This window comes from Pseudomonas sp. LBUM1655, assembly GCF_059716085.1.
The window spans coordinates 3,847,925-3,871,349 of record NZ_CP166801.1 but is presented as its reverse complement, the minus strand read 5'-3'; the positions used below and the strand labels follow the sequence as shown (position 1 = coordinate 3,871,349).

10 protein-coding genes are annotated in these 23,425 nt (G+C 58.8%); 6 read left to right on the top strand and 4 right to left on the bottom strand.

Annotated features, from left to right (window positions below; all coding sequences use genetic code 11):
* Positions 1-152: 152 nt before the first annotated feature.
* The 6 genes from ACA074_RS17240 to ACA074_RS17215 all read left to right on the top strand — a co-directional run bounded on the left by ACA074_RS17240 (position 153) and on the right by ACA074_RS17215 (position 7,341).
* On the top strand, positions 153-1,409 hold the full coding sequence (locus ACA074_RS17240; RefSeq protein WP_497677461.1) for a TolC family protein: 1,257 nt from the start codon (positions 153-155) through the stop codon (positions 1,407-1,409).
* Between the two features lie 49 nt (positions 1,410-1,458).
* Positions 1,459-2,652, top strand: a complete 1,194-nt coding sequence (locus tag ACA074_RS17235) for an efflux RND transporter periplasmic adaptor subunit (RefSeq protein WP_497677460.1) — start codon at positions 1,459-1,461, stop codon at positions 2,650-2,652.
* 15 nt (positions 2,653-2,667) lie between these two features.
* Entirely contained in the window at positions 2,668-5,814 is a 3,147-nt protein-coding gene (locus tag ACA074_RS17230; protein WP_497677459.1) for a CusA/CzcA family heavy metal efflux RND transporter, read from the top strand.
* 196 nt (positions 5,815-6,010) lie between these two features.
* Complete coding sequence (locus ACA074_RS17225; RefSeq protein WP_187678490.1) at positions 6,011-6,211, top strand: co-regulatory protein PtrA N-terminal domain-containing protein; 201 nt, start codon at positions 6,011-6,013, stop codon at positions 6,209-6,211.
* Between the two features lie 67 nt (positions 6,212-6,278).
* On the top strand, positions 6,279-6,611 hold the full coding sequence (locus ACA074_RS17220; RefSeq protein WP_497677458.1) for a DUF2790 domain-containing protein: 333 nt from the start codon (positions 6,279-6,281) through the stop codon (positions 6,609-6,611).
* A gap of 349 nt (positions 6,612-6,960) precedes the next feature.
* The gene (locus ACA074_RS17215; RefSeq protein WP_497677457.1) at positions 6,961-7,341 is read left to right on the top strand and encodes a DUF6124 family protein; all 381 of its coding nucleotides are present in this window, start codon (positions 6,961-6,963) and stop codon (positions 7,339-7,341) included.
* Between the two features lie 151 nt (positions 7,342-7,492).
* Here ACA074_RS17215 and ACA074_RS17210 read toward each other — a convergent pair whose 3' ends face one another.
* The 4 genes from ACA074_RS17210 to ACA074_RS17195 are packed head-to-tail and all read right to left on the bottom strand — an operon-like array spanning position 7,493 to position 23,294.
* Complete coding sequence (locus ACA074_RS17210) at positions 7,493-10,216, bottom strand: RHS repeat domain-containing protein (protein ID WP_497677456.1); 2,724 nt, start codon at positions 10,214-10,216, stop codon at positions 7,493-7,495.
* Positions 10,213-14,841 carry a SpvB/TcaC N-terminal domain-containing protein gene (locus ACA074_RS17205; RefSeq protein WP_497677455.1) on the bottom strand — a complete coding sequence of 1,543 codons (4,629 nt, stop codon included), beginning with the start codon at positions 14,839-14,841 and terminating at the stop codon, positions 10,213-10,215. The genes ACA074_RS17210 and ACA074_RS17205 overlap by 4 nt, the downstream gene beginning before the upstream one ends.
* Complete coding sequence (locus ACA074_RS17200) at positions 14,838-19,625, bottom strand: Tc toxin subunit A-related protein (RefSeq protein ID WP_497618262.1); 4,788 nt, start codon at positions 19,623-19,625, stop codon at positions 14,838-14,840. The genes ACA074_RS17205 and ACA074_RS17200 overlap by 4 nt, the downstream gene beginning before the upstream one ends.
* Positions 19,626-19,682: 57 nt before the next feature.
* Positions 19,683-23,294, bottom strand: a complete 3,612-nt coding sequence (locus tag ACA074_RS17195; RefSeq protein ID WP_497677454.1) for a Tc toxin subunit A — start codon at positions 23,292-23,294, stop codon at positions 19,683-19,685.
* Positions 23,295-23,425 lie beyond the last annotated feature (131 nt).

Sequence of the window (23,425 nt, the reverse complement as noted above, 5' to 3'; positions counted from 1 at the left end):
TTACATAATTGAATGTCGCACTTCGCATGCTAGTGCAAAACAACTTCCTGCAACCCTGGATAACGGATTTGTAATCTTCCAGTCACCTTGTCGATAAGTTCAAAACTCTACCGTGGCGCCATCGAAGATTCTTGATTAAAGGAAGCATTCCATTGCCCGGTTTAATAGAACTGACGGCGCGATCACGCCTGAAAAAAAGGTGGGTACTGGCCAGCAGCGTTTTATGGCTGACCACAGCGGGGCTTGCGCAAGCCTCGACGCTGACCCTCGAACAAGCCCTGCAATCGGCATTCGCCGGCAACCCGGATCTGGCGGCCGCGCAATGGGAAATCGGCATCGCCGAGGGTGACCGCAAACAGGCTGGCCTGATCCCCAACCCCGAAGTGTCATGGGAGGCCGAGGACACCCGCCGCGAATCCCGCACCACCACGGTGATGCTCAGCCAGCCGATCGAACTGGGTGGCAAACGTGGCGCGCGCATTGACGTCGCCAGCCGCGCGCAGGACGCCGCCGGCATCGAGCTTGAACGCAAGCGCAACACATTGCGCGCCGATGTGATTCAAGCGTTCAACAGCGCCCAGACTGCGCAGCAGCGCTTGCAGTTGTCCCGTCAGTCGCTGCAACTGGCCGAGCACGGTTTGCGTGTGGCGCAAGGGCGGATCGAGGCCGGCAAATCATCGCCCGTTGAAGGCACGCGCGCGCAAGTGCAACTCTCCGAAGTGCGCCTGGAACTGAGCCGCGCCGAACGCGATCAGGCCAACGCCTATCAACAATTGGCACAGGTCATGGGCGCACCGTTGCCCACTTCGATCAACGTGCAAGCCGCCACGCAAAGCCTCGCCGCCGTACCGCCACCCACACGTTTGCTTGATCGTCTTAACGAAACCGCCGAGCTGCGTCTGGCCAAATTACAGATCGATCAGCGCGAAGCCTCGTTGGGCCTGGAAAAGTCCCAGCGCATCCCCGACCTGACGGTGAGCATCGGCAGCCAATACAGCGAAACCGAGCGCGAGCGGGTCAACGTGGTCGGGCTGTCGATGCCGATTCCTCTGTTCAACCGCAATCAGGGCAACGTGCTCGCGGCCGCACGGCGCAGCGATCAGGCGCGCGACCTGCGCAATGCCACCGAGCTGCGTTTGCGCACGGAAATCCAGACTTCACTGGCGCAATGGCAGACCGCCAACGGTGAAGTCACCGCGTTCAACCAGACCATCCTGCCCGCCGCGCAAAGTGCGGTGGACAGCGCCACGCGCGGCTTTGAAATGGGCAAGTTCGGTTTCCTCGATGTGCTCGACGCCCAGCGCACGCTGATCAGTGCGCGCAGCCAATACATCCAGGCCGTCAGCGAAGCCACCGACGCCCGGGTACGCATCGAACGGATCTTCGGCGACCTCGCCGTCAGCCCTTGAATTTCATCTTTTTGATCACTGCGCGATGGTTTGGCGCAGAGGAGTTTCCATGGATAAAAAACTGATTGTGGTCGCTGCGGCGACCTTGGCATTAGGCATCGGCATCGGCTCGATGTGGCCGGGCAATGCGTCCATCGACGCCCACGCCGATGAAGCAGCGGAACATGCCGATCACGCTGAAGAAGGCGCAGCCGCTGACGGCGACCACGCTGAAGAAGGGCATATCGAGTTGAGCGCCGAGCAGATCACCGCTGCGGGCATTCAACTGGCCCAGGCACAGGCGCAGAACATCAGCCTCGGCCTGCCGTTCCCGGGCGAAGTGCGCTTTGACGAAGACCGCACCGCCCACGTGGTGCCGCGCGTGCCGGGCGTGGTCGAGTCGGTAGCGGTCAACCTCGGGCAACCGGTGAAAAAGGGCCAGTTGCTGGCAGTGATCGCCAGCCAGCAGATCTCCGATCAGCGCAGCGAACAAGCCGCCGCGCAACGTCGTTTGGCCTTGGCGCGCACGACCTACGAGCGCGAGAAAAAGCTGTGGCAAGACAAGATCTCCGCCGAGCAGGATTTTCTTCAGGCGCGCCAAGCGTTGGAAGAAGCCGAGATCGCCGTCAGCAACGCCCGGCAAAAAATCAGCGTACTCAGCGGCAGCGTGGTCGCTACCGGCGGCAATCGCTATGAACTGCGTGCACCGTTCGACGGTGTCGTGGTGGAAAAACACCTGACGCCGGGGGAGGTGGTCGATGAAACCACGGCGGCTTTCACGCTCTCGGACTTGTCGCGGGTGTGGGTGACGTTCGGCGTGTCACCCAAGGATTTGAACAAGGTGCAAGTGGGCAAAGCAGTCACCGTCAGCGCCCCGGAACTGAACGCCCAAGTCACCGGCAGCGTGGCTTATGTCGGCAGCCTGCTGGGCGAGCAGACTCGCACCGCAACCGTGCGCGTCACTCTGGAAAACCCGCAGGGTTCGTGGCGTCCGGGGCTGTTCGTCACAGCGCTGGTGGCCACCGACAGCCGTCAGGCGCAAGTCGCGGTGCCGGAAACCGCGATCCAGACCGTCGAGGACAAACCCACGGTGTTCGTGCGCACCGACGACGGCTTCAAGGCGCAAGCGGTGGAGTTGGGCAGTCGCGCGGCGGGGCAGGTGGAAATCACTCAAGGGCTGGAGGCGGGCGCGCAAGTCGCCAGCGCCGGCAGCTTCGTCCTCAAGTCGGAACTGGGCAAAGCCTCAGCCGAGCACAGTCATTAATTCTGGAAGGTCCCCATGTTCGAACGCCTGATCCAGTTTGCCATCGAGCAGCGCATCATCGTGCTGCTCGCCGTTCTGCTCATGGCCGGCCTCGGCATCGCCAGTTATCAAAAACTGCCGATCGACGCCGTGCCCGACATCACCAACGTCCAGGTGCAAATCAACACCGGCGCCGCCGGGTTCTCGCCGCTGGAAACCGAGCAGCGCATCACCTTCCCGATTGAAACCGCCATGGCCGGTTTGCCGGCACTGGAGCAGACCCGTTCGCTGTCGCGCTCGGGGCTGTCGCAGGTCACGGTGATCTTCAAGGACGGCACCGACCTGTTCTTCGCCCGCCAATTGGTCAACGAGCGCTTGCAGATCGCCAAGGAGCAATTGCCCGAAGGCGCGGAAGCGGTCATGGGGCCGATTTCCACCGGTCTCGGCGAGATTTTCCTGTGGACGGTCGAGGCGCAGGAAGGTGCGTTGAAGGAGGACGGCACGGCCTACTCACCGACCGATCTGCGGGTGATTCAGGACTGGATCATCAAGCCGCAATTGCGCAACGTGCCGGGCGTGGCGGAGATCAACACCATCGGCGGCTTCGCCAAGGAATACCAGATTGCGCCGGACCCGAAACGCCTGGCCGCGTACAAGCTGACCCTCACCGATCTGGTCACGGCGCTGGAGCGCAACAACGCCAACGTCGGCGCCGGTTACATCGAGCGCAGCGGCGAACAGTTGCTGATTCGTGCGCCGGGGCAAGTAGCGAGTACCGAGGACATCGCCAACATCGTCATGGCCAATGTCGACGGCACGCCGATCCGCATCAAGAACGTCGCCACCGTGGAAATCGGTCGTGAACTGCGCAGCGGTGCGGCCACGGAAAACGGTCGCGAAGTGGTGCTCGGCACGGTGTTCATGCTGATCGGCGAGAACAGCCGCACCGTCTCGCAAGCCGTCGCCAGCAAGCTTGAACAGATCAACAAATCCTTGCCCCAAGGTGTGATTGCGGTGCCGGTTTATGACCGCACGCACTTGGTCGACAAAGCCATCGCCACGGTGAAAAAGAACCTCATCGAAGGCGCGATTCTGGTGATCGCGATTCTGTTCCTGTTCCTCGGCAACATCCGCGCCGCGCTGATTACCGCGATGGTGATTCCGCTGTCGATGCTGTTCACCTTCACCGGCATGTTCAGCAACAAGGTCAGCGCCAACCTGATGAGCCTCGGCGCGCTGGACTTCGGCATCATCGTCGACGGCGCGGTGGTGATCGTCGAAAACACCCTGCGTCGACTGGCTCACGCCCAGCAACATCACGGGCGCTTGTTGACCCGGGCCGAGCGTTTCAGAGAAGTGTTTGCGGCGGCCAAAGAGGCGCGGCGACCGCTGATTTTCGGCCAGTTGATCATCATGGTCGTGTACTTGCCGATCTTCGCCCTGAGCGGCGTTGAAGGGAAAATGTTCCACCCGATGGCGTTCACCGTGGTCATCGCGTTGCTCGGTGCCATGCTGTTGTCGGTGACTTTTGTCCCGGCGGCGATTGCGCTGTTCGTGACTGGCAAGGTCAAGGAAGAAGAGGGCGCAGTCATGCGCGGCGCGCGTAATCTTTATGCACCGGCGCTGGCCTGGGTCATGTCTCATCGCGCGGTGGCCGTGGGCGCTGCGTTGGGCGTGATCGTGCTCAGTGGTGTGCTCACCAGCCGCATGGGCAGCGAGTTTGTGCCGAGCCTCAGCGAAGGTGATTTCGCCCTGCAAGCCTTGCGCGTACCGGGCACCAGCCTGACGCAATCGGTGGACATGCAGCAGCGCCTGGAAACGCTGATTCTGGCCAAAATGCCGGAAGTCGAGCGCGTGTTCGCCCGCACCGGCACTGCGGAAATCGCCTCTGACCCTATGCCGCCGAACATCTCCGACAGCTACGTGATGCTCAAGCCGAAAGAGCAATGGCCGGATCCGGGCAAATCCCGCGACACCCTGATGGCCGAACTGCAGGCGGCGGCCGCGACATTGCCGGGCAGTAACTACGAGCTGTCGCAGCCGATTCAACTGCGCTTCAACGAACTGATCTCCGGCGTGCGCAGTGACGTGGCAGTGAAGGTGTTTGGCGATGACATGGACGTGCTCAACGCCACCGCTGCGAAAATCGCGGCGGCCTTGCAGAAGGTCAACGGCGCGTCCGAGGTCAAAGTCGAGCAGACCACCGGGTTGCCGGTGCTGACCATCAACATTGATCGCGACAAGGCGGCGCGTTACGGGCTGAACGTAGGGGATGTGCAGGACACCATTGCCGTTGCGGTCGGTGGGCGTAAGGCCGGAACGTTGTATGAAGGGGATCGGCGTTTCGACATGGTCGTGCGTTTGTCCGATGCCATGCGCAAGGACATCGACGGCTTGGCGGCGCTGCTGATTCCGGTGCCTGCCGTGAACGGCTCGGCCAATCAAATTGGCTTCATCGCACTGCAAGACGTCGCCAGCCTTGATCTGGTGCTGGGGCCGAATCAGATCAGCCGCGAAAACGGCAAGCGCCTGGTGATCGTCAGCGCCAACGTGCGTGGGCGTGACATCGGTTCATTCGTTGAAGAGGCGGGCGAAGTGCTCGAACGTGATGTGCAGGTGCCGGCCGGTTACTGGACCAGTTGGGGCGGGCAGTTCGAGCAGCTGCAGTCAGCGGCCAAGCGCTTGCAGATTGTGGTGCCGGTGGCGTTGCTGCTGGTGTTCGGGTTGTTGTTCATGATGTTCAACAATCTGAAGGACGGCTTGCTGGTGTTTACCGGGATTCCGTTCGCGCTGACCGGGGGCGTGATGGCGCTGTGGCTGCGGGATATTCCGCTGTCGATTTCGGCGGGTGTCGGGTTTATCGCGCTGTCCGGGGTGGCGGTGCTCAACGGCTTGGTGATGATCGCGTTCATTCGCAATCTGCGGGAGGAGGGGCGTTCGCTCACTGATGCGATCAATGTTGGAGCGCTGACTCGCCTGCGGCCGGTGTTGATGACGGCGCTGGTGGCGTCCCTCGGTTTTATTCCGATGGCACTGGCGACTGGTACTGGCGCGGAAGTGCAGCGGCCATTGGCAACGGTGGTGATCGGCGGGATTCTGTCCTCGACCATCCTCACGCTGCTGATCTTGCCGGCGCTGTACCAGATTGCCCATCGCCGGGATGAGGACGCAGTCCCCACTTAATGGTGGCTACAACCCCCACCTGATGTGTGAACACAACCCTGTGGTGAGGGGATAAATCCCCTCACCACAAATTACTTTTCAGGCCGGCAGCTTCTCTGGTGCGCTGACATTACGAATATGTAATCCCCTCGCCACCGTCACGATAGGTTCGGATTGTTACCTTGATCCCGTCAGCTACTTAAACGAGGAATCAAACATGAAATTGGTAAAAATCAGTGCCTTTGCAGCCGCTCTGGTGATGTCTTCTCTGGCCATGGCCGAAGGTGGCGGTGACCGCACTTTCGAAAAAATGATGACCGCCAACGACCGCTCTGTAGAGCTGTTCGTCGCCCGGGAACAGGCCCGCGACCCGGTCGTCGTCAACGATAAGAAAGACGAAAAAACCCAAGACCTGTAAGCGTGTCGCACTTGATCAAGCCCGTCATCGCGCATCGATGCCGGGCTTTTTTATGGAGGTAATAAACATGAAGTTGATCCAGTGGATGGCGTTTGCCGGGGTGATGGCGATGTCGCTGAATGTGTTGGCTGAAGGCGGCGGTGATCGCACGTTTGACAGGGCGTTGAGTGCCAACGGCAAAGCCATGGAAAAGTACGCCGCCAACCAGGGTAAAGCAGCGCCGGTGGTCAAGGAGTACGCGTACGGGATGAAGCTGGATGTGGTGAGCGTGGTGAGTGTTGTGCGTTCGCCCGTGGCTTGCGCGGTAGTGCCTGCGGCGATGACTTATGAGGACTCCAAAGGCCAGCTCAACACCATTAAATACACCGTGGCGGGGGATTGCCGTAAGCGCGGTGGGTGAGGGCTACAGTTGGTATTTCAATTCGTGATGTTTAAGTGTGTAGGTAAATTGCAGAACCTTCCCACAATGTTTTCAGGTTGTCCGTCGGACGTCGGCTCTCTAGTGTGTGAACGTCGCTGCCCAATCAGCGATCGGGATTGGAACCCCGGAGAACGTGTCAGCGCCAAAGCGTCTTTCATGACGTATGCTTTGCGCACCTTCATGGTGTGCACGCTGTTATGGCGGCTGTGCGCGGGAGACTTCGAGTCTGCCGGGTTTCTCCGTTCCCCGGGTTCCAACCTGCGTACAGCTGCCACCCCTTCGCGTGGAACCGAATGGGTCAGCTCCAATGTTCAGAAGGAGAAACAACATGAAGAAGCCAACACCCAATCCGCCCGAAAAAACCATTCCTGCGGACGCCACTACAACGTCTCCCTACGTTTGCGAAGACACCCGCAAACTCCACGAAGCCGCCGACCGCGCCCTCGACTTCTACCTCAAACCCACGGCGGCCATCATGGCCACGCCCTACGTTCAGAACCAGATGTTCCAGGTCAATCCGAAGGCCGACACCGAATCCCTGCTGGCCAACGCCAGCGAGTCCCTGGGCTCGGCCAGTGTCATGCTCGGCGACTTCGCCGCGCTGCTGCAAGGCACGCATCGCAAGACGTTGCTGGGGATCGCGCAAGTGGTGATGCTTGGTGAACTGGCGGTGAACAAGGCACTGGATAACGTCGAGCCTGCCGCATAACCCTGTAGGAGCGAGCCTGCTCGCGAAAGCGCCGGGTCAGCCAATAAAGAGGCTGGCCGTGCCGACGCCTTCGCGGGCAAGCCCGCTCCTACCGTTTTTGTGATGCTAACGGCACTTGCGTACGCCACAAAATTTCCGCCGTTATGCCTTATCAGAGGAGCATTGCACGTCTGACGCGCTCCACTTCATCCGTCAACAGCCCCAATGAAACAACAGGGCGTGCGTGATGTATCAGATCTCCATGATTCAAATGCGCCTCGTACATGCTGTTGGCCATTCCGGTCTGGTCGGAGGGGCTACCTCCCGGGGTGGTGTTGAGATGCGCCAACATTGCCGAATTATTCGTTACCAGGTTCTCTATCAAAGAGACGCCTCTCACATCAGTGGCATCGATTTCATAGAAGTAATATTCACGACTGGCTGTGGCCGCATAAAACAACGCCCCTTCAAGGTTTTCAGAGACAATCAAGGCATCTCCGCTGATCATCTTTTCAGTGCCAGTGAACTCGTTCGAGGGACTAAATCCGTCCTTTAATATTTCAACAGGTTCACGCTGGTCTGCGCGGTAGACTTTCCCGCCAAAGTTGTCCCTTAAAAGTAAACCTCTACCATTCCAGGCGAATCGCATCTGAGGGGCGCCCTGATTCAAGATATCCAGAATAGTGTTTTGATCATTTACAGGGGGAGTTGGGCTGCCGGGGCTGCCGGGGCTGCCGGGACTACCGGGACTACCTGGGTCGGATTCGCCTGGTGACACCTGGCTCTGAATTGAGTCTGGTGACTGTTGATCGTCCATTGAGTCATCATCGCTGTCTTCAGCGGTGGGATAGCTGAACGCCGGCAGGCCGAAGTCGACCCTCAAACCAGGCTCGTTATCCAAAAACTGCTCCAGTATTCCGTCCATCGAGTTCTCATCAGTGCCGTGCCACATGCGCCCGTCGGGATCAACCCTGTCGATCGGGTTGTTGCCACAGAATCCATAGAAATTCAGGCCATCGCTAGCGCCAGCCGGATCTGGATTCAACCACCGCTGCAACCACGCCACGTAATACCGGAAGCCATAGTAATAAAGCCCTGTCACATCGCGCTCTTTCCCCGAATATCGCAGCGTTTTATAACTCGCCTCAATGTCTGCGCGACCGGCAAACCACGCAGTGGTGCCGAACGGGTGATAACGCTCATGGCTGATTACCTGGCCTGTGCCGTCGAGTTCCAGAGTGCAGGAGCCCAAATGATCGCTCAGGCTGTAACGCTGTTGATCGTTGGCGATGTCCTTGGTCGGTTCGGATTCCCAGTGCAAAACCTGCACGCTGCTGCGCCCGGCCTGAACACTGATGACCTGCAACACTTCACCCGTATTGCGCGTGCGGATTTCCAGGTTCGGCAGGTAACGAACTTCAGCGACCAGCGTGCGGGCATTGCTCTGGGTCGAGCGCACTTTGCGCAGGCGCATGCCGTCAGCACCGTAGACGTAGCGCTCGCTGTCGTCAGCCGCCGTGTCACGCTCAACCGGTCGGACTTCGCGTAACTGGTTGCGCAGGTCCCAGTGCAGCGATTGTCGCGGTTGCAGGTGGAGCAAATTGCCGTTGGCATCGAAGCTGTTGCGAAAGTCCTTTTCATCAGGTTCCACGCCATCAATCACTGGCAAACAGCGGTTGCTCTGTGCGGCGGCGATCAAGCGATGGCCGTGATTTTGCGGACCTTCGTGGGTCAATTGCAGCAGGTTGCCGCCGCGGTCATAGCGGTAGGTCTGGGTGTAGTTGGCGCATGCGACGGGATCGTCGAACGCCGAAAACAGTGTGGGACCACCGGCCTCCCATCCGGCCGCTCTGATCAACTGATTCAGGCTGTCATACGCGTAACGGTTGATCGGTTCGATCCGCTGGTTGGCGAAGTAGCGAATCGGCAGGGCGGCGTCTTCGATGCTGAGCACGTTGCCCACCGGATCGTAGGCATAGCGCAAGTCTTGCAGGACGTCGTTATTGCGTTTGGCTTGCAGCCGGGTCAGGCGGCCGTCTTCGGCGGCATATTGCAGCGTGGTGACGACGCCGTTGCCGGCGGTTTCCCGCTCAGTCTGGCCTTGGGCGTTGTACTCGATGGTACTGACCAGGGTCTTAGGCGTGGTATCCGTCTTCAGTTGCAGGCGCACCTCGCGCAGTTGTCCGTCGCAGGTCTGACTGAAAAACTGGCGGTTGCCTTTGGCGTCGGTGTGCTCGATGGCTTCGCCCGGCGGATTGAAAATCGAACGGCTGGTGGCTCCGGTGCCGGTTTCAAGCAACGTGTCGCGCTCGGTCTCAAGTGCGGGCCAGTCGGGGCAGTCCAGTGCGCTTAAAAAATGCCGGGTCTGCTCTAAAACCCCTCCCGTCAAACCGAACCGGGCAAACAACTGGGTGCCTGCCGGGTCATCGTGCCGAATCAGTTGTCCGCACTGGTTGTGCGCGGCGAATGCCGGATCGCTGCCGCCGTAGGCATAACGCTCCGTGCACAATGGCGCGCCGTCCACTGCCTGCTCGAATAGCGTCAGCGGTCTCATCAACTTGTCGTATTCAATCCGCCGCTGACTGCCCCGATCATCCCAGCCAAACACCGTCTGACTCGCTTCGCCCAAGAGGGCGGCGCGCCACCCGGCATCGACGCTGAGCGTGCTCAGAACCTGGCCGGACAGTGAGTAGATCGTGGCGAGGTTGGCGGGCGCCGAAGCGTCGGTCATCAGTCGTGGATCGCGCTGTGCCACCAGACGTGCAGCGGCGTCATGCTGCTGAATGGTGATCCGGGCCTCGGTATCGACCGCCTGGCGCCAGTACGCGACCTGTCGGACCGGCAAGCCACGGCCGTCGATGACTGTCAGGTGAGGAGTCTGTGAGTCGATACTCACGTGTTTTTCCACCAGTTGGTTCGCCGTTGTTCGGGAGGCGGATCAAACAGGTCGTTTTCATCAAAGGTCACGGTGTACCAGATGCAGTATTGCTGCTCCCGGCGTAACGGTTGCAGTTGCGGCGGATTGCCTTGCAACATTTTTTTCGCCAGCACCGTTTCGGTCGGTCGGCCTGCCGCGTCGTAGAACTGTTGATCGAAATAGGTGTGCTGACGCATTGACCGAGCAGTGATGTAACGCAACGGTTCGAGAAAGTAGGGGCGATAAGTCCGCACGATCTGGCCCTTGTTGTTGTACTCCACGGGTTGGCTGACGCGACAGCGTCTCGGCACTTCAAACTCCTCGGGCGTGCCGTCGGGCTTGAGAATCAGTTCGTCGTTTGCATCGACCCGCCATGACAGGCCCGGTTCGACTTCCTGTCTGGTTTGCAGCACTCGGCCGAAGCCGTCCCAGCAGATGATGCTTAACCGCACTTGCATCGCTTCATCACCGGGGTAGCGGTCGGCCAACAAGGCGACGGCGTACACCGGCTCACGCTGTGCCGCGTCGATCTGCTGCTTGAGGATGGTCTCGTCCGGGTCGGGATTTTCCAGACCGGCCACGTGCTGCCGCGCCCTGTCGCAAAGGTGCCCGCTGGGCAGAATAGAACCTTCACGCCTGGCCCACGCAAACCATGTCGGGGAGGGTGGCGTGGTGCGTGAGATACGCCCCATCCAACTGAATGGATCGGAAAAACCGGCGCTGGCGAAGTTGCCGATGGCTGTTTTCGGGTCGGCGATGGCGATGGCAGGGTCACGGTCTGCTGGGGGGACGTAGGTTTCCAGACGATGGAAGCCCACCGGTTCTCCCAGTTCCGTACCGCAGAAACTGGTGATCAGCGGTTCGCCGAAGGCGTTGTAACGGGCTTCCTGAATGTTGCGGTTGGCATCCTCGATGGTTGCCGGCAGGAAAGTCCGGTAATCAACGTCAAGGCTGCGTGTGGTACACAGGTCCGGCAAGGTGACTGCGATGGTCAAACATCCGTAGTCGTCGTAGGTAATCTGCGTTTCGCCATGGCTGCGGGTTTCCCGGTACTTCTGGATGTTAAAAAAACCGTCCAGCTTGTGGTAAGTGGGAAAGCCACGGTGCACTGACCACAAATAGTTTTTCGCGTCTGTGGGGTCTGCAACCGTTTGCCGGGCCAGCTCGGGCAGAAACAGATCCATGATGTGGTAGCCCACCTCAGGCGATTCGAGTTTTTCTTTGAGGTTGAAGGGCATGTTGCCTTGCTCGTCCTTGAGTTTGTCGTAGGCGCTCAGGGCAATCGCGTCCAGTTCGGCCATTTCGACATGGGCAGGCAAGCCTTCGAAGGTCGCTGCGCCGGGCGCAAGGGTCTGACCGTTCTCGGGGTTGATGTAGTGCTGCATGCTCAAACCGCTCAGCACCGCTTGTCTGGCCCACTCGCCGTCGTCCTTGCTCATTGCAAGAAAATGCTCATGGTGGATCGTGGCGGGAGTCAGAGCCTGTTTGTCCAGAACCAGGGCATTGCTGCGATTTCGCCAAGGCAGGCCCAGGCGCCACGCCTGTGGAGCCGGCATGTGAATGGGCTGCGACCGGGTTTGCGTCAGATACCAGTGTTGCTGCGCATCGTCATGGGCGTCCTTCCACCAGGTCTGCTGATACTCGTCACTGAAGGGCGGCGTATCGTCGACGGTTTTACGGCGTGCGTAGTGCACGTCGAAACCATGGAGGCAGACGCCATATTCGTCCCATTCCAGGTTGATGTGATGCTGGCACAACGGGTCGTCCGGGATGTTCGGCTCATACTGGTAACGGATGGACTCCAGATCCATGGGCTGCACCACGGCGTAGGGCTGATGCTCGCCTTTGGGCCGCAGCACCCGCACCAGATAGCTATTTTCCTGAACCACGTAGGGCACGGCAGTGGCCGGCTCATCGTCTGCCGCGTAGGTTTCCGAACGCAGCACTTTGCCGCTCAGGGCGCGGGCGATTTCATGGACGGTGTCTTCATCGGCCGCGGTGAAAGGTTGCGTTGCCCTGTCGTTGAAATGGTAGTTGTGCAAAAGCGTGGGTTTGAGGGCAACCGCCAACGGATCGAGTGCGTAATAACCGTCCCGTGAGGGGTCGATGGCATCACCCGTGTGGAACCAGGTCTTGTTCAGGATCGGGGCGGTGAACCCGACAGTCGCGCGTTCAGTCGCCGAGGCTTCGGTATCGCTTTGCAGCAGCAGACGAAAGCCCCTGAACTCGCGTTCACGGCGGTCGTAATAACCGCCACGGTAGCTGAAACACTGTGTCAGGCGGTTACCGGTGATCTCATCGAGCTGCGTTTGCCGGCTGACCAGGTGCATCGCAAACGGCAGGTTGGATACAGGGTTCTCGACCCCAGCGGTGTGCTGTTGGTGTTTTTCGTCCAGCCATTCCTGTGCCGAGCTTCGATAGGTCACGCCGGTGCTGGCGCCCATGTTGTTGCAGGTGCCGTTGACCAGATAGGGTTTGGCTTTGACGAAATCGTAGCGCCAGTGTTGCGGCGCCATGTGCGGCACGGTCAGGATGAGGCTCGAGCAACCCAACCCTTGCAGGTCGGCGGTACTCACCTGGCAGAGCCGGTCGTAGCGTACGCCATCGGGCCAGCGCAGTTCGCGCCTGGTTTGCTCGTAGCCGTTACCGGCATGGTTCATGAATACCCGCAGGCCGTCGGGTTCCAGATAGATCAGATCGGCGGCCCCCGAGCCGTCCAGGTCGGCCAGCAACACTTGGGCGGCGTTGAACTCGCTGTACGCAAACGGCAAGGCACACAGCACAAAGCCTTTGCCGAACCGCCCACGTCCAAGATTCGGCCAGCATTTGACTTCGTTGTGACGGATGCGCACCAGATGTTGCTGCCCGCTGCCGAGCACATCAGCAAACGCCACCAGTTCGGTGGGCGTATCCCTCAGCGGCGGCAGGTCATCGTCATCACCCTCAGGGGTTTTATCCAGATGGGGCACGTCGATGCCGTCGGCGAACCCTTGCTCGCGCCGGTTGGCATACAGGCGCACGCTGCGGGTGCCGATCAGCGCCAGGTCGCTGAGACCGTCACCGACCAGATTGGTCAGGCGCGACATCGGCTGGAAAAATTCGCTGGGGAAGGCATCGAAAGGTACGAAAGTCGACCAGTTTCGATCCGGATCAAGGGTGAAAAAACCGCACATTCCGGGCATGGCGAGTACCCAGTCGAGCTTGCCATCTCCGGTCAGGTCAGTCAGCGACTGGTGAATCGGCTTGCGGCTGTCGGCCACCGGAATATGGTCCAGGCGTTTCCAGTCGCTGTAGCACACCTCGTCGCCACCTGTTTCGCCGCGCAACGGCTCGCGGTAATACCAGGCCTGGTCGTAACGACACAGGATTCCGGGCATGCCTTCGCCGTACAAGTCGACCAATTGATAACGCTGGCCGTCGTTGAGGCCGGGCATGTCGGGGAATCGAGTCCAGCCCTGAGGCTGCGGATCGGGTGCGAAAGCGTTATAGCTGAACTCCATCGGCGGCCGACTTTCGGTCTGACCCAGCCCGTCACAGGCCTGGATGTGCGCTGCGGTCAGTTGGCTGTAACCCAACGGACTGGTCCGGTGCTCCAGCAGCAGGCGCTGTACCAGGACGGGTATTTGACCCAGCTCCTCAGGGAAATGATGGAACATCAACACCTGCCGGCACAGGCGACGGGTGCCCAGTTCGAAACCATAGCTGTAGTTCCAGAATGGGTCGTCGCGCGCGGGCCATGGTTGTTGTTCAGCGAAGGTTGGCATCTTTTCAAGTTCGGTCCAGCGCTCGCCGTAATCGAACACCAGATGAAAGTGCCATTGTTCCTGTTTCCAGCTGTCGGTGGCCCACGCGTACAGGTGCGGATGGGCCTTGGCGTTGCCGTAGCACACGCGGGTCAGATAGCGCTGGGCACGGTAGTCACGCCACTGTGGTGCGGCAGGCGGATCTGTTTCGGCCTTGTACTCGTAAACAATGTGCTCACCCCGGGTGTTGAGGCTTTCGTCGATCATCCACACGCCGACATGCTGCGGGTTGTTCGGGTCGCTGCGGCGCGAGCTATCGGTGGTGCCATAGGCATGCAGACTGCCATCGGCACCGTGGATGAGCCAGAAACCCACGGTGTCGGCCACGGTGGACCAATGTTCGATCAGGGCGAACTCACCCTCGACCCGCGGCCAGTGGCGCACCACCTTGTATTCGCTTGTCAGGGGTTCGTTGTTGTAGGTTTTCTCGGTACGAGAGATCAGCTCACCGTTGCTTTCGTTGCGCTCGGGCATCCACACATCGCCGCCAGGCCCCACCACTTGGTCGGTGCCGTCGTACGTCGGCGCGCCCTGAGTCGTGCGCAGGGTGATGGCATTGACTGTCATCCGCCAGCCGATGCCGAACGGGCTGTTGCCCACGTCGCTGCTGTAGCCCAAACCCAGCGCAGGGGCAAAACCGCGTCCGGGAGAAATCGGCAGGGGTAACTCAAGCGACGCCGCCCCGGTGGTGCCAACGCCCCCCCAACCCTTGCCGATGCTTTGAATGGCACCGCCCATTTTTGGCAGGGAAGGGGTGTTGATTTGCATCGTCGACTGTTGCTGTGGCTGTTGTTCGTTCATAGCGAACCACCCTCGCGTCTGGCCGTGTAGCTCACGTGCACGATGATGTCGGTGAGGGATTTGATCTGGGCCTCCCGATCCGCGAGGTTGGTGAAGGTCAGGGTCCAGCGGGAAATGCCCCCGGTGTATTCGAACGGCAGGTAGCGTTCGTCCTGGAAGTTGAGCTGGAACATGCCGTTGTCATCGGTGCCGTGGGAGAGGGCGATCTGTTGGCTGACTCGCAGGTTTTCCTTGGTGGTGCCGGGGGTGGCGGCCATTTCAACTTTGCTATAGGTCTGACTCAGCACCGCGCAGATATCTTTATAGGGGCCAATGCTGACCGGGAGGGTCACGCTGAGGGTCTTGATTCGTCGCAGGTAGTGGTTTTGATTTTTGAAGTCATCGTCGAACATTGGTTGCGTCAGTTCGAATTCACAGGTGCCGTTGGTCTCCAGGTCGTTCTTGATAGCGTCCCAGGTCTTGTTGACGGTTGAGGCAGGATCCTTGTCCTTCAGCTCTTTTAGCGAGACGGTTTTACGGATTTCCAGGTCGCGCTTACTGTTTTTCAGGTAATCGGCATGCATCCGTTGCAGGCTCATTTTCAGCTCTTCTCCGGCACCGAGGCCGCGGTAGGTGGCGTTCCAGGCACCGGGACGGATGAAGGTCTGGCTGAAGTCGCCCATTTCGTATTGCCAGCAGGCCTCGGCTGCCTGACACAGGGATTGAGCGGTGGTGTAAGCGGTGCTGTAGAAACTGGCGAACTTGCTGTTGAGCCAGTCATAGGTCTGGGATCGGCTGAAGCGGTTGCTGCTCAGCAGAAAATCATGGGTCGCCCTGACGTGGTCCAACGCGGTTTGCGCCTGGCGCAGTTGCAGTTGAGTGGCTTTGTGTTGTTCGTCACAGACGGCGAGTTGCGCCTTGATTTGTTCGGCTTCGAGTTTTGCCTGGTCATGGGCCTGGGTCCATTCCTGGGCGCGGCGGCGATAACTCTCGATGCGATCCATGAGTTGACCAGCGCTGTTTAGCCATGCTGACTCTGCATGAAGTGTGGCCATCACGCTGTAAGCCGGCGCTTCAAGGCGATGTCCACCTATTGAAAAGCCGATGATATTAGGTGGGGCCTTTGAGCTTTCGCCGAAGGCTTGAGCGACGCAAGCCCCGACTTGGGCCGCGCCGCCCAGAAAGTGAGTGGCCCCCGCGGCGATCTCGAGTTCGCTGACGCCATCGTTCACCAGTTTTTCGTAATAACTGACCCTTCCCGCGATCAATGCCTGACTGGCTTGCAGCGCGTTCTTGTTAGCCTCATCGATCTTCCCGGCCTGCAGTTGTATATCCACAGCCACTTTCGCCATATTCCAGGCCTGTTGCTGTTGCAGCTCAAGGTATTGCGCCGACTCCTTGCGCTCGATCAGTGACAACAAGGTCGAGCCAAACTGAATCACGCTGTCCACCGCGTTCTGGGCCAGGGCAAACATGAACGTAAAGCGGTAATGCGGAATTTGCGGACTCAACAAGCGGCTAAGCGCGGCGCCAGACAAGCCCTGGCCCCAGGCGGCGAGCAGGGCGCGCGGATCCAGTGGCGTGGCGAACAACGGCAGGTTCAAGGCATTACCGGCCATGTCGAGGTGATGCCGCAGGTTGTGCAACCGACTCTCGGCCCGTTCCCAGCGCTGGATCAGCTCAGGGTTAAAGGGTCGGCGCAAGTAAGGATTATCGACGCCGGGCAACGACGGGTCGTCGCGGTATGGCCGCAGGCACAGCAACGGGGCGGCCTCCGAGTCCGGGGCTTTGCCGATGCGCAACGGTGGCTGTTGTTGATACTGGCGTTGCGCGGCGATCAGTTGCCGTTCAAATTCACGCAGCTCCTCATTCTTCGCAAAACTCAGTTCATCCAGCTTGATCGGTGCCCAATCGTCAGCCTGCCGAACGTCCGGACGCGGCCCGAGCAAATCCAGAATGCGTACGTAGCGTAACTTGGCTTCGGCCAACCCGTCCGGGGTCAGTTCCCGATAGGCCTGGTCAGCCTGATTGCTTTCTATATCGATATACAGCCCATACAAGGCCTTGCGAAAGTGCACTGGAAAACTGAGGGCGATCTGATGCGGGTCATCCGGGTACAAAATAGCCTGGCTGGGGTCCGCCGGGGCGGGCCAAACCGGCTCTTCCAGCGGCACTGTCTGCCAGTAGCCGGGGTGTCCCGAGTCGCTGCTTTGGCGTGCAGGATCGAAGACAAACGACAGCCAGTGTTTGGCTTCTTCGTACTGCTGTTCTTCGTTCAAACGGTAAGCCACCAGCCACGGCAGGTAGAGGAACAGTTCGAGGAAATACAGGTAGTAGGCGCCAGAGAAGTCCATCGATTGCGCGCCGAGACCGTTGGGGATCGGCGGTTCCTTCATCTGCTGGGTGTCCCAGCTCAGCAGTGACTCCATGCCGGATTCAGCACGATTGATCAATTGTCTGGCGAAAACGGTATTCATGCGGATCGGCGCCCGCGCTATCGTTTCATCGTCATTTTTCGCGATGCTTGATCCCGTGAAGTCAATGAATTGCGCCTTGCCCAGGGACGGACTGTCCCCCACGGCTGAATCTGTCACATTGTCGATGCTGGGAGCCGTTTGCGGAGAAGCCGGGAGCACCTCGCTCCAGCCGACGCTCAGGGCCTTCAAGGCGCCGCCCTTGATATTCCAGCCGGTAAAGGCGTTCCCCTCGTAAACCAAGACGCCATAAATCAGCGGGATTTTGAGGTCTTTTGCCTCGGGCCAGGTTACGGGCCAACCCTCGGGATGGTTAGTCGTCTGGTCGATCGAGAACGTATAACTTAGCCTGGTGTCTTTGCTCAGACGACTGACGAAATTCGACGCGTTAAGCTTACGCATTTGAACAAATGTTTCGGGTTGTGCATTGGAAATGACATCGTAAGGATGAGCGATGAAAAACTGGTAAGTGTATGGCCCGGACTGTGTGCTCTTCACGGTTTTATTGAGGAGTAACTTATGCCATCCTCCAGAATAAGTTCTACATTCTGTAATAAAGCTCATTCCTGACGGATCCAATATCATTTCCAGCATCGCTTTATAGAGACGCTTGCCTCTGAGCGACGCTGCTTGCCCCGGCTTTGTAGCGGGCAACGAGAATGTGTCGCCTCCCGAACCGTCTATGATCAGATTTTTCATGCCCAAGTTATTGGTGAACATATGTGTAGCATTCTGTCGGTCCAGCCAGTCCGTCGTGGCCGTAATGGTCGATCCCTCGAGTAATGTATATCGCTGGCTGTAGAAGCTGGATTCATTGACAACTAAAACCAACTTGAAAAGTTCTTCTGTTGGATCATTTCTACCAAAGATAGAAACCTCAATAGTTCGATCCTCGTTAAAATCCTCATCCAGTCTTACGGTCAGCTCAATGTTGGCTTTGCTTTGATCGTAAATCAGGTCGATATCTTTCTGGCTCTGTCTGATTCGCCGCTGCCAACCTCCGAAGTTCCAGGTGAGGGGATCTTTATCCGGGGTGAAGTGCGTGACACCGCCGAATTCAGGCATACCGCTGGGAAGCCAGTACTGAAGGCGGCCGGCATTGCGGTTGGAACTGGCGAATATGTAGCCGATCAACAGCACATGCCCACGGTCGTCAGCTTCGGGCACAACCTTCCTCGTGTCGCCGGGGGGCGTCCCGATGACAAAACCTTCCACAGGGAACAGCGAACTGGCCTTGGCGTTTTTGTCGATTCGCAGGGTTCTCAGGAACTTGTATCCATCCTTCTCGCCAGATGCACCATCGCCTTGAGTGTAATGGCAGTACAGGGCGATAAACATCGACTCCGGTGACGTCGAGTGGTCATACACCACGATAGTGTGCGTTTCCCGCATGACTTCTTCCGGCGTTATATCGGTACCCAGCGTTTTACAATAACTGTCAATGTAGACCCGTGGCGTGCTCCAACTGTCATCGTATTTCTTGTAGCTGGCATATAAACGGAACCGTGGATGTACCTTGAGGTTTGCGTCATCTGCGCTCTCGTTTTCGATGGCATTCTTGTTCTGGATTTCCACCTCGGCCCAGATCACAAACAAGCGATTATTGAACCAGCACGGCCGTATCGTGTGCTCGAGGGCCGCCTCCGAGATCGGCACATTGGCTTTTTGCCAATCCGTCCAGGCGTTGGGCATAGGCTTGTCGTATTTGGGGGGAGTGTCGCCAAGCGTCTCTGCCTGCTCCCGCAACGGACGCTGGCGCATGTCCAGTGAGCGCCAGTAATAGGCGTTTTCGGCCGGGGATTTGCCAATGAAGTAGTAAGTGCTGTTGGCGAAATCTTCGCCGTCGATGTAGCCATTGCAGACCTTGACGTTGGCCACTTCTTCGAAACGCCCCAGGTAAGCCAATACTGCCGACTGCACTGTGTCGGGCTGAATCTGTGCTTGATTGAGGTCGTTCTCCAACTGCTTGAAACTGTCGGTCTTGGTCAGCCGCAGGGTCGGGTCCAGATAGATGTCTGGAAAGTAATGCAGTTGCTGGGTAGCGGCCCAGACCGGATAGCGGTTCAGACTGTCGCGCCAGCGCTTGATCTGGCTGGGGTTGAGGCTGTCATTGCTGTAGCCGGGTTCCATGTTCAGCATCATGGAGTTGATCAGTTGTTGCAGACTGGCAATGGCGCAGGCCACCCGACTGGTCGGTACATTCTGGCTAACCAGGACATCCAGCAACCAGAACTGAAAAAGGTCGTTGGCGGTCTTGATCAGCTCCACCAGCCCCTGCTCGATCAGGTACTGATCGTTAGGCACAGCTTCGTGCAAGTACAGGGCGAGCATCGCGTCACGCATTGCTTCATTCAGTGGGGCATCGAAAGCAGTCGTCATGATCGTTCCTTAACCATTGGCAGGTGATGAGGCTGAGGCAGGGCGGGCGGCCATGACCGCGTCACCTACGGTTTTCCAGGCATCCAGCGTGCTTTGATCATTCAGCCCGGTGGCTTGCAGCAGCGCCGTGGCGGACAGTCCGCTGGACAGGCAGGTCGCGTGGCAGCGACGTACCCAGTCCACTTCTGCCATCGAGCAGGCACGTTTTTCGCTGAGGGTGCCGGTCAGCGCAGCGATTTCCACCTCCGACCATTCCAGCAACCGGGCCAAGGCAGCGTTGGCTGTTTCGCTGGCGACCTGGCGCAGGGCTTTGTTTTTCAGCTTGGCCTTGGCCGGATTGGCGCAACTGAAATAGCTCAACAGGCTGTCTTCCGATTGGCTTTGGCCGTGGAACCAATGACTGAAACGTTCGAACAGATAGAGGTCGCTGAGCGAGGGTTCGCTGCTACTCGCCGGGTACAGGTCTGCGCTCAGCCAGGCCGGATTGATCAGGAACAGGCGCAATGCGCTGTTGCTCAACCGCAATTGCACGGCGATCTCGGCATGGCGCGACACACGCTGGAAATGCTCGATCAGTGCCGGGTTGACTTCTCGCTCAAGGGCTTCCAGCAAAATGCTGTAAACCGAGGAATGCGCCCAGTGGATGACGGCAACGCAGCGCTCCGGCGGCAGCTTGGTGGTTTCCTGAAACAGCCCTTCAAGCAACTGTGTTTGCCGGTCGTGCGCGCCGAGTAAAAGCTCGACGAGTTTCGCTGCGCACATTTCTTTGACCGGCTCTGTCAGCTTGAGCAGTTTGAGCAGGTCATCAACCCCTGCCTGAAGCCAGGTGATCGGCGCGTCCACCAGGCTCAGTGAACGCTCAAGGCCTGGTAACAGTCCCCCATCATCAAGCAGTTTGTGGCTGATCAGTAACTCGAACCATTCGAGTTGTGCCGGGTTGGTTGTGCCATCGTCGACAAGAGGCAGGCCCAGCGAATTTACTTGCTCCTTGGTCACAACGCTTCGGTCTGTGTCCTCACACAACCGGGTCAATCGGCTGAGCAGATCGTCGGGCAGGGCTGCGGGTTCAGCCACTCGTGCTGGCGGGTTGTCATCCAGACCTTCAGCCGCCAAGGGGACATCCGGACCTAAACGCTGCTGCAATTGCGCAACCGTCTGTTGGCTGTCCTTGAGCCAGTCAACAGCCCAGTCCAGTTGCATCAGCACATCAAGAATGTCCGGCTCCGCAGGTGTCGTCCGAGGACTCAAGTGGCCGCTGGCCAGCGCAGTCTTGTAGCGTTGACCACCGAGCAACCCCGTCAGCGTCAACAGGTCGGCGACCGAGTAACCGAAGAGCCGGGCGATCCGCGCCTGACGGTAAAGTGACGAGACGGTGGGCAAATCGCGTTTGAGCCCGCCCAGGTGTTTTTGGGTCTGTTTGACAATCAGCAGCAGAGAATCTGCGGTCGGTTGCAGGCCGAGGCCGGCACACAATTGCAGCAGGGTTTTCTGCGTAGCCGCATGAGTGGTGGAAAGATCGATTTCCGTTTGATCAAGGATCAGCGGGGTGTCGAACAGTTTTACCATGTTGAACACTTGGTCAAACAACGGCACCTCATCCTGGCTGTTGGCATAGGGCGAGAGATCGTGCATCAGCGCCGCGAATTCCTGGGGATCAATACCGTGACGCTGGTTCAGATGGCGGTAGATGCCGATTGCGCGCAAGGTGTTTTCATTGAGCTCCATTGCAAGATTGGCATCGCCCTCGGCCCGCATAGCGCTGATGATCAACGTGTCCAGTTGTGCGAAGGGGGTCTGGCTCCAGCGTTGCAGGCGGACCATGCGTTGCAGGCGATCCAGTCGATTGAGTGAGGTCTTGGTCAGGCGCCACTGCCTGGACTCGCCCAGCCCGACTTGCTCCAGCCCCATGGCATTGTCGAATTGATCGCGCATGATGGATTCGGGCGTCGGGCCTTGTTCACTGTCATATAGGTCCGCGCCCGTGCCGGTGCCATTGACGTAGCAGGCGCCATAGTGGTTCGGGTGGGGAAAGGGCAAAACCTTGCCGACAATGCCACCGATCACCACACCGGCATGTTGCGGGTTCAGGCTTGGGCAGTTGGGGGACAGGCGCACCGCGTATGTGCGTCGAGCCAGGAGCATTTCCACCTGTTCGGCGTTCAGGCCGGTGTGCGCCATAAAGTCGGTCAGCATGGCCAAGGTCCAAAGTGGCGAGTCGTGTGTGACGTCGACACCGTAGGACTGTTTGAAAAACGCCTGTTCTGGCGCCGTCAGGATGTACTGCTCATCGAGGGTGAGGGTGACGCGCTGGCTAGCCAGACTTATCGGCGCGACGTCGGTGCCCGTGGTGGTGATCAGATTGAAGTGGGCGGTGTAGCCGCTCTCCTCTGGCTCTGGAAGGGGGTCCTTGGCTTGGATGAATGAAGTGATGGTGCGCTCGCCGGGGAGGTGCATAGCGTTCAGCAGCCATACTCCGTTAGCGTCTGCAGGTGTGGCAGAACCCAGTGACAGTTTCACCTCGGGAATTACTGTTGCGCCGTCCTTTTTAAAGGTCACGGGCACCGTGTTGGTGCCGGCCGTAACATCGACAGGAATATTCGCCTGGGGATCTGCGGCACCGACGTCGTCCTGCCCCGGGGGCAATGAAAAACACTCTCGCATTGGCGTGTGGGAACCCAGGTAGGTGCTCCCGGCGCTCCTCCAGCCATTAATCAACTCATTACGCGTCAGATAAAAATTGCTGAATACCGAGGGTTCGATCAGCAATGCCTGTTGCTGTGGACTCAACCCGGACAATAACCGTTGCGCTTGCAGCACCGGCTGCTCGAACACTTGGCCAAATTGGTTGGTTGCCTTCTGCCCAATCGGCAGCACCAGGCTGGCTCGGTAATTCAACTCCCCCAGTTGGGGTTTCTTGTCAGCCAAACCCAATTGGCATTGATGGTGATAGAAGTTGTAGGGCAGCTCGAAGGGATAGCGCCGCTCGGCCAATACCTGATGGGTGGACTTGGTGCGGTCAGTGGGATTGCCATCCAGGTAAATGCGCAAGTTACTCCCCAGCACCTCATTGACAATTTCCAGCATCGGTTTTGGGGTAAAGGTGCTTTCGTGGGTGATCAACAGATCCTTCAGGTCCGGGCGGCGGTGATCCAGCAAGATGCGTTTTGAGTCGGTGCTGGTGCCTTCCAGCTCCTGAATGAACGCCCGTAGCGTGCTCAGGTAGGCCACTGGCGAATCGATGGCGGCAAGGGCGCCGACCTTGCAGAACTTATCCCAGTTTTCCTTGAACAGATTGGGAAAAGTCGGCCCCAACGGAATGAGCGCGCGAACGCCACTGCGTTGGGCGAGTTGCTGGAACGTGCCGGAAGAAGTTTGGTATTCACGGTACAGGCGCGCAATCAGCGTGGCGTAGCCCATAGCGTTGTCGTAGGCGAGGTCGGCGTCGGCGTCACTGTGTTTGGCGAGTTGGCGAGCGAACGCGGTTTTGGGCAGGCGAATGATGTCGAAGACTGAGGTGAACGCCATTTTTTGCATGGCCGATGCAAAATCCCTCCGTCCCTTTTTCAACGAACCTTCAGTCTTGACGAGTGAGGTCATCAGTGAATTGTTGTCATCGGCCATGACGGTGATTCTCCTGCCAGAAAAAGGGAAGGCATCGACGAATGCAATGCCCGGCAGGATCACGCTAACGATAAACAGGGGCGACGTAACCTGTCAGACCTGACAGGTGAATAGCGTATCTTTAGAACAAA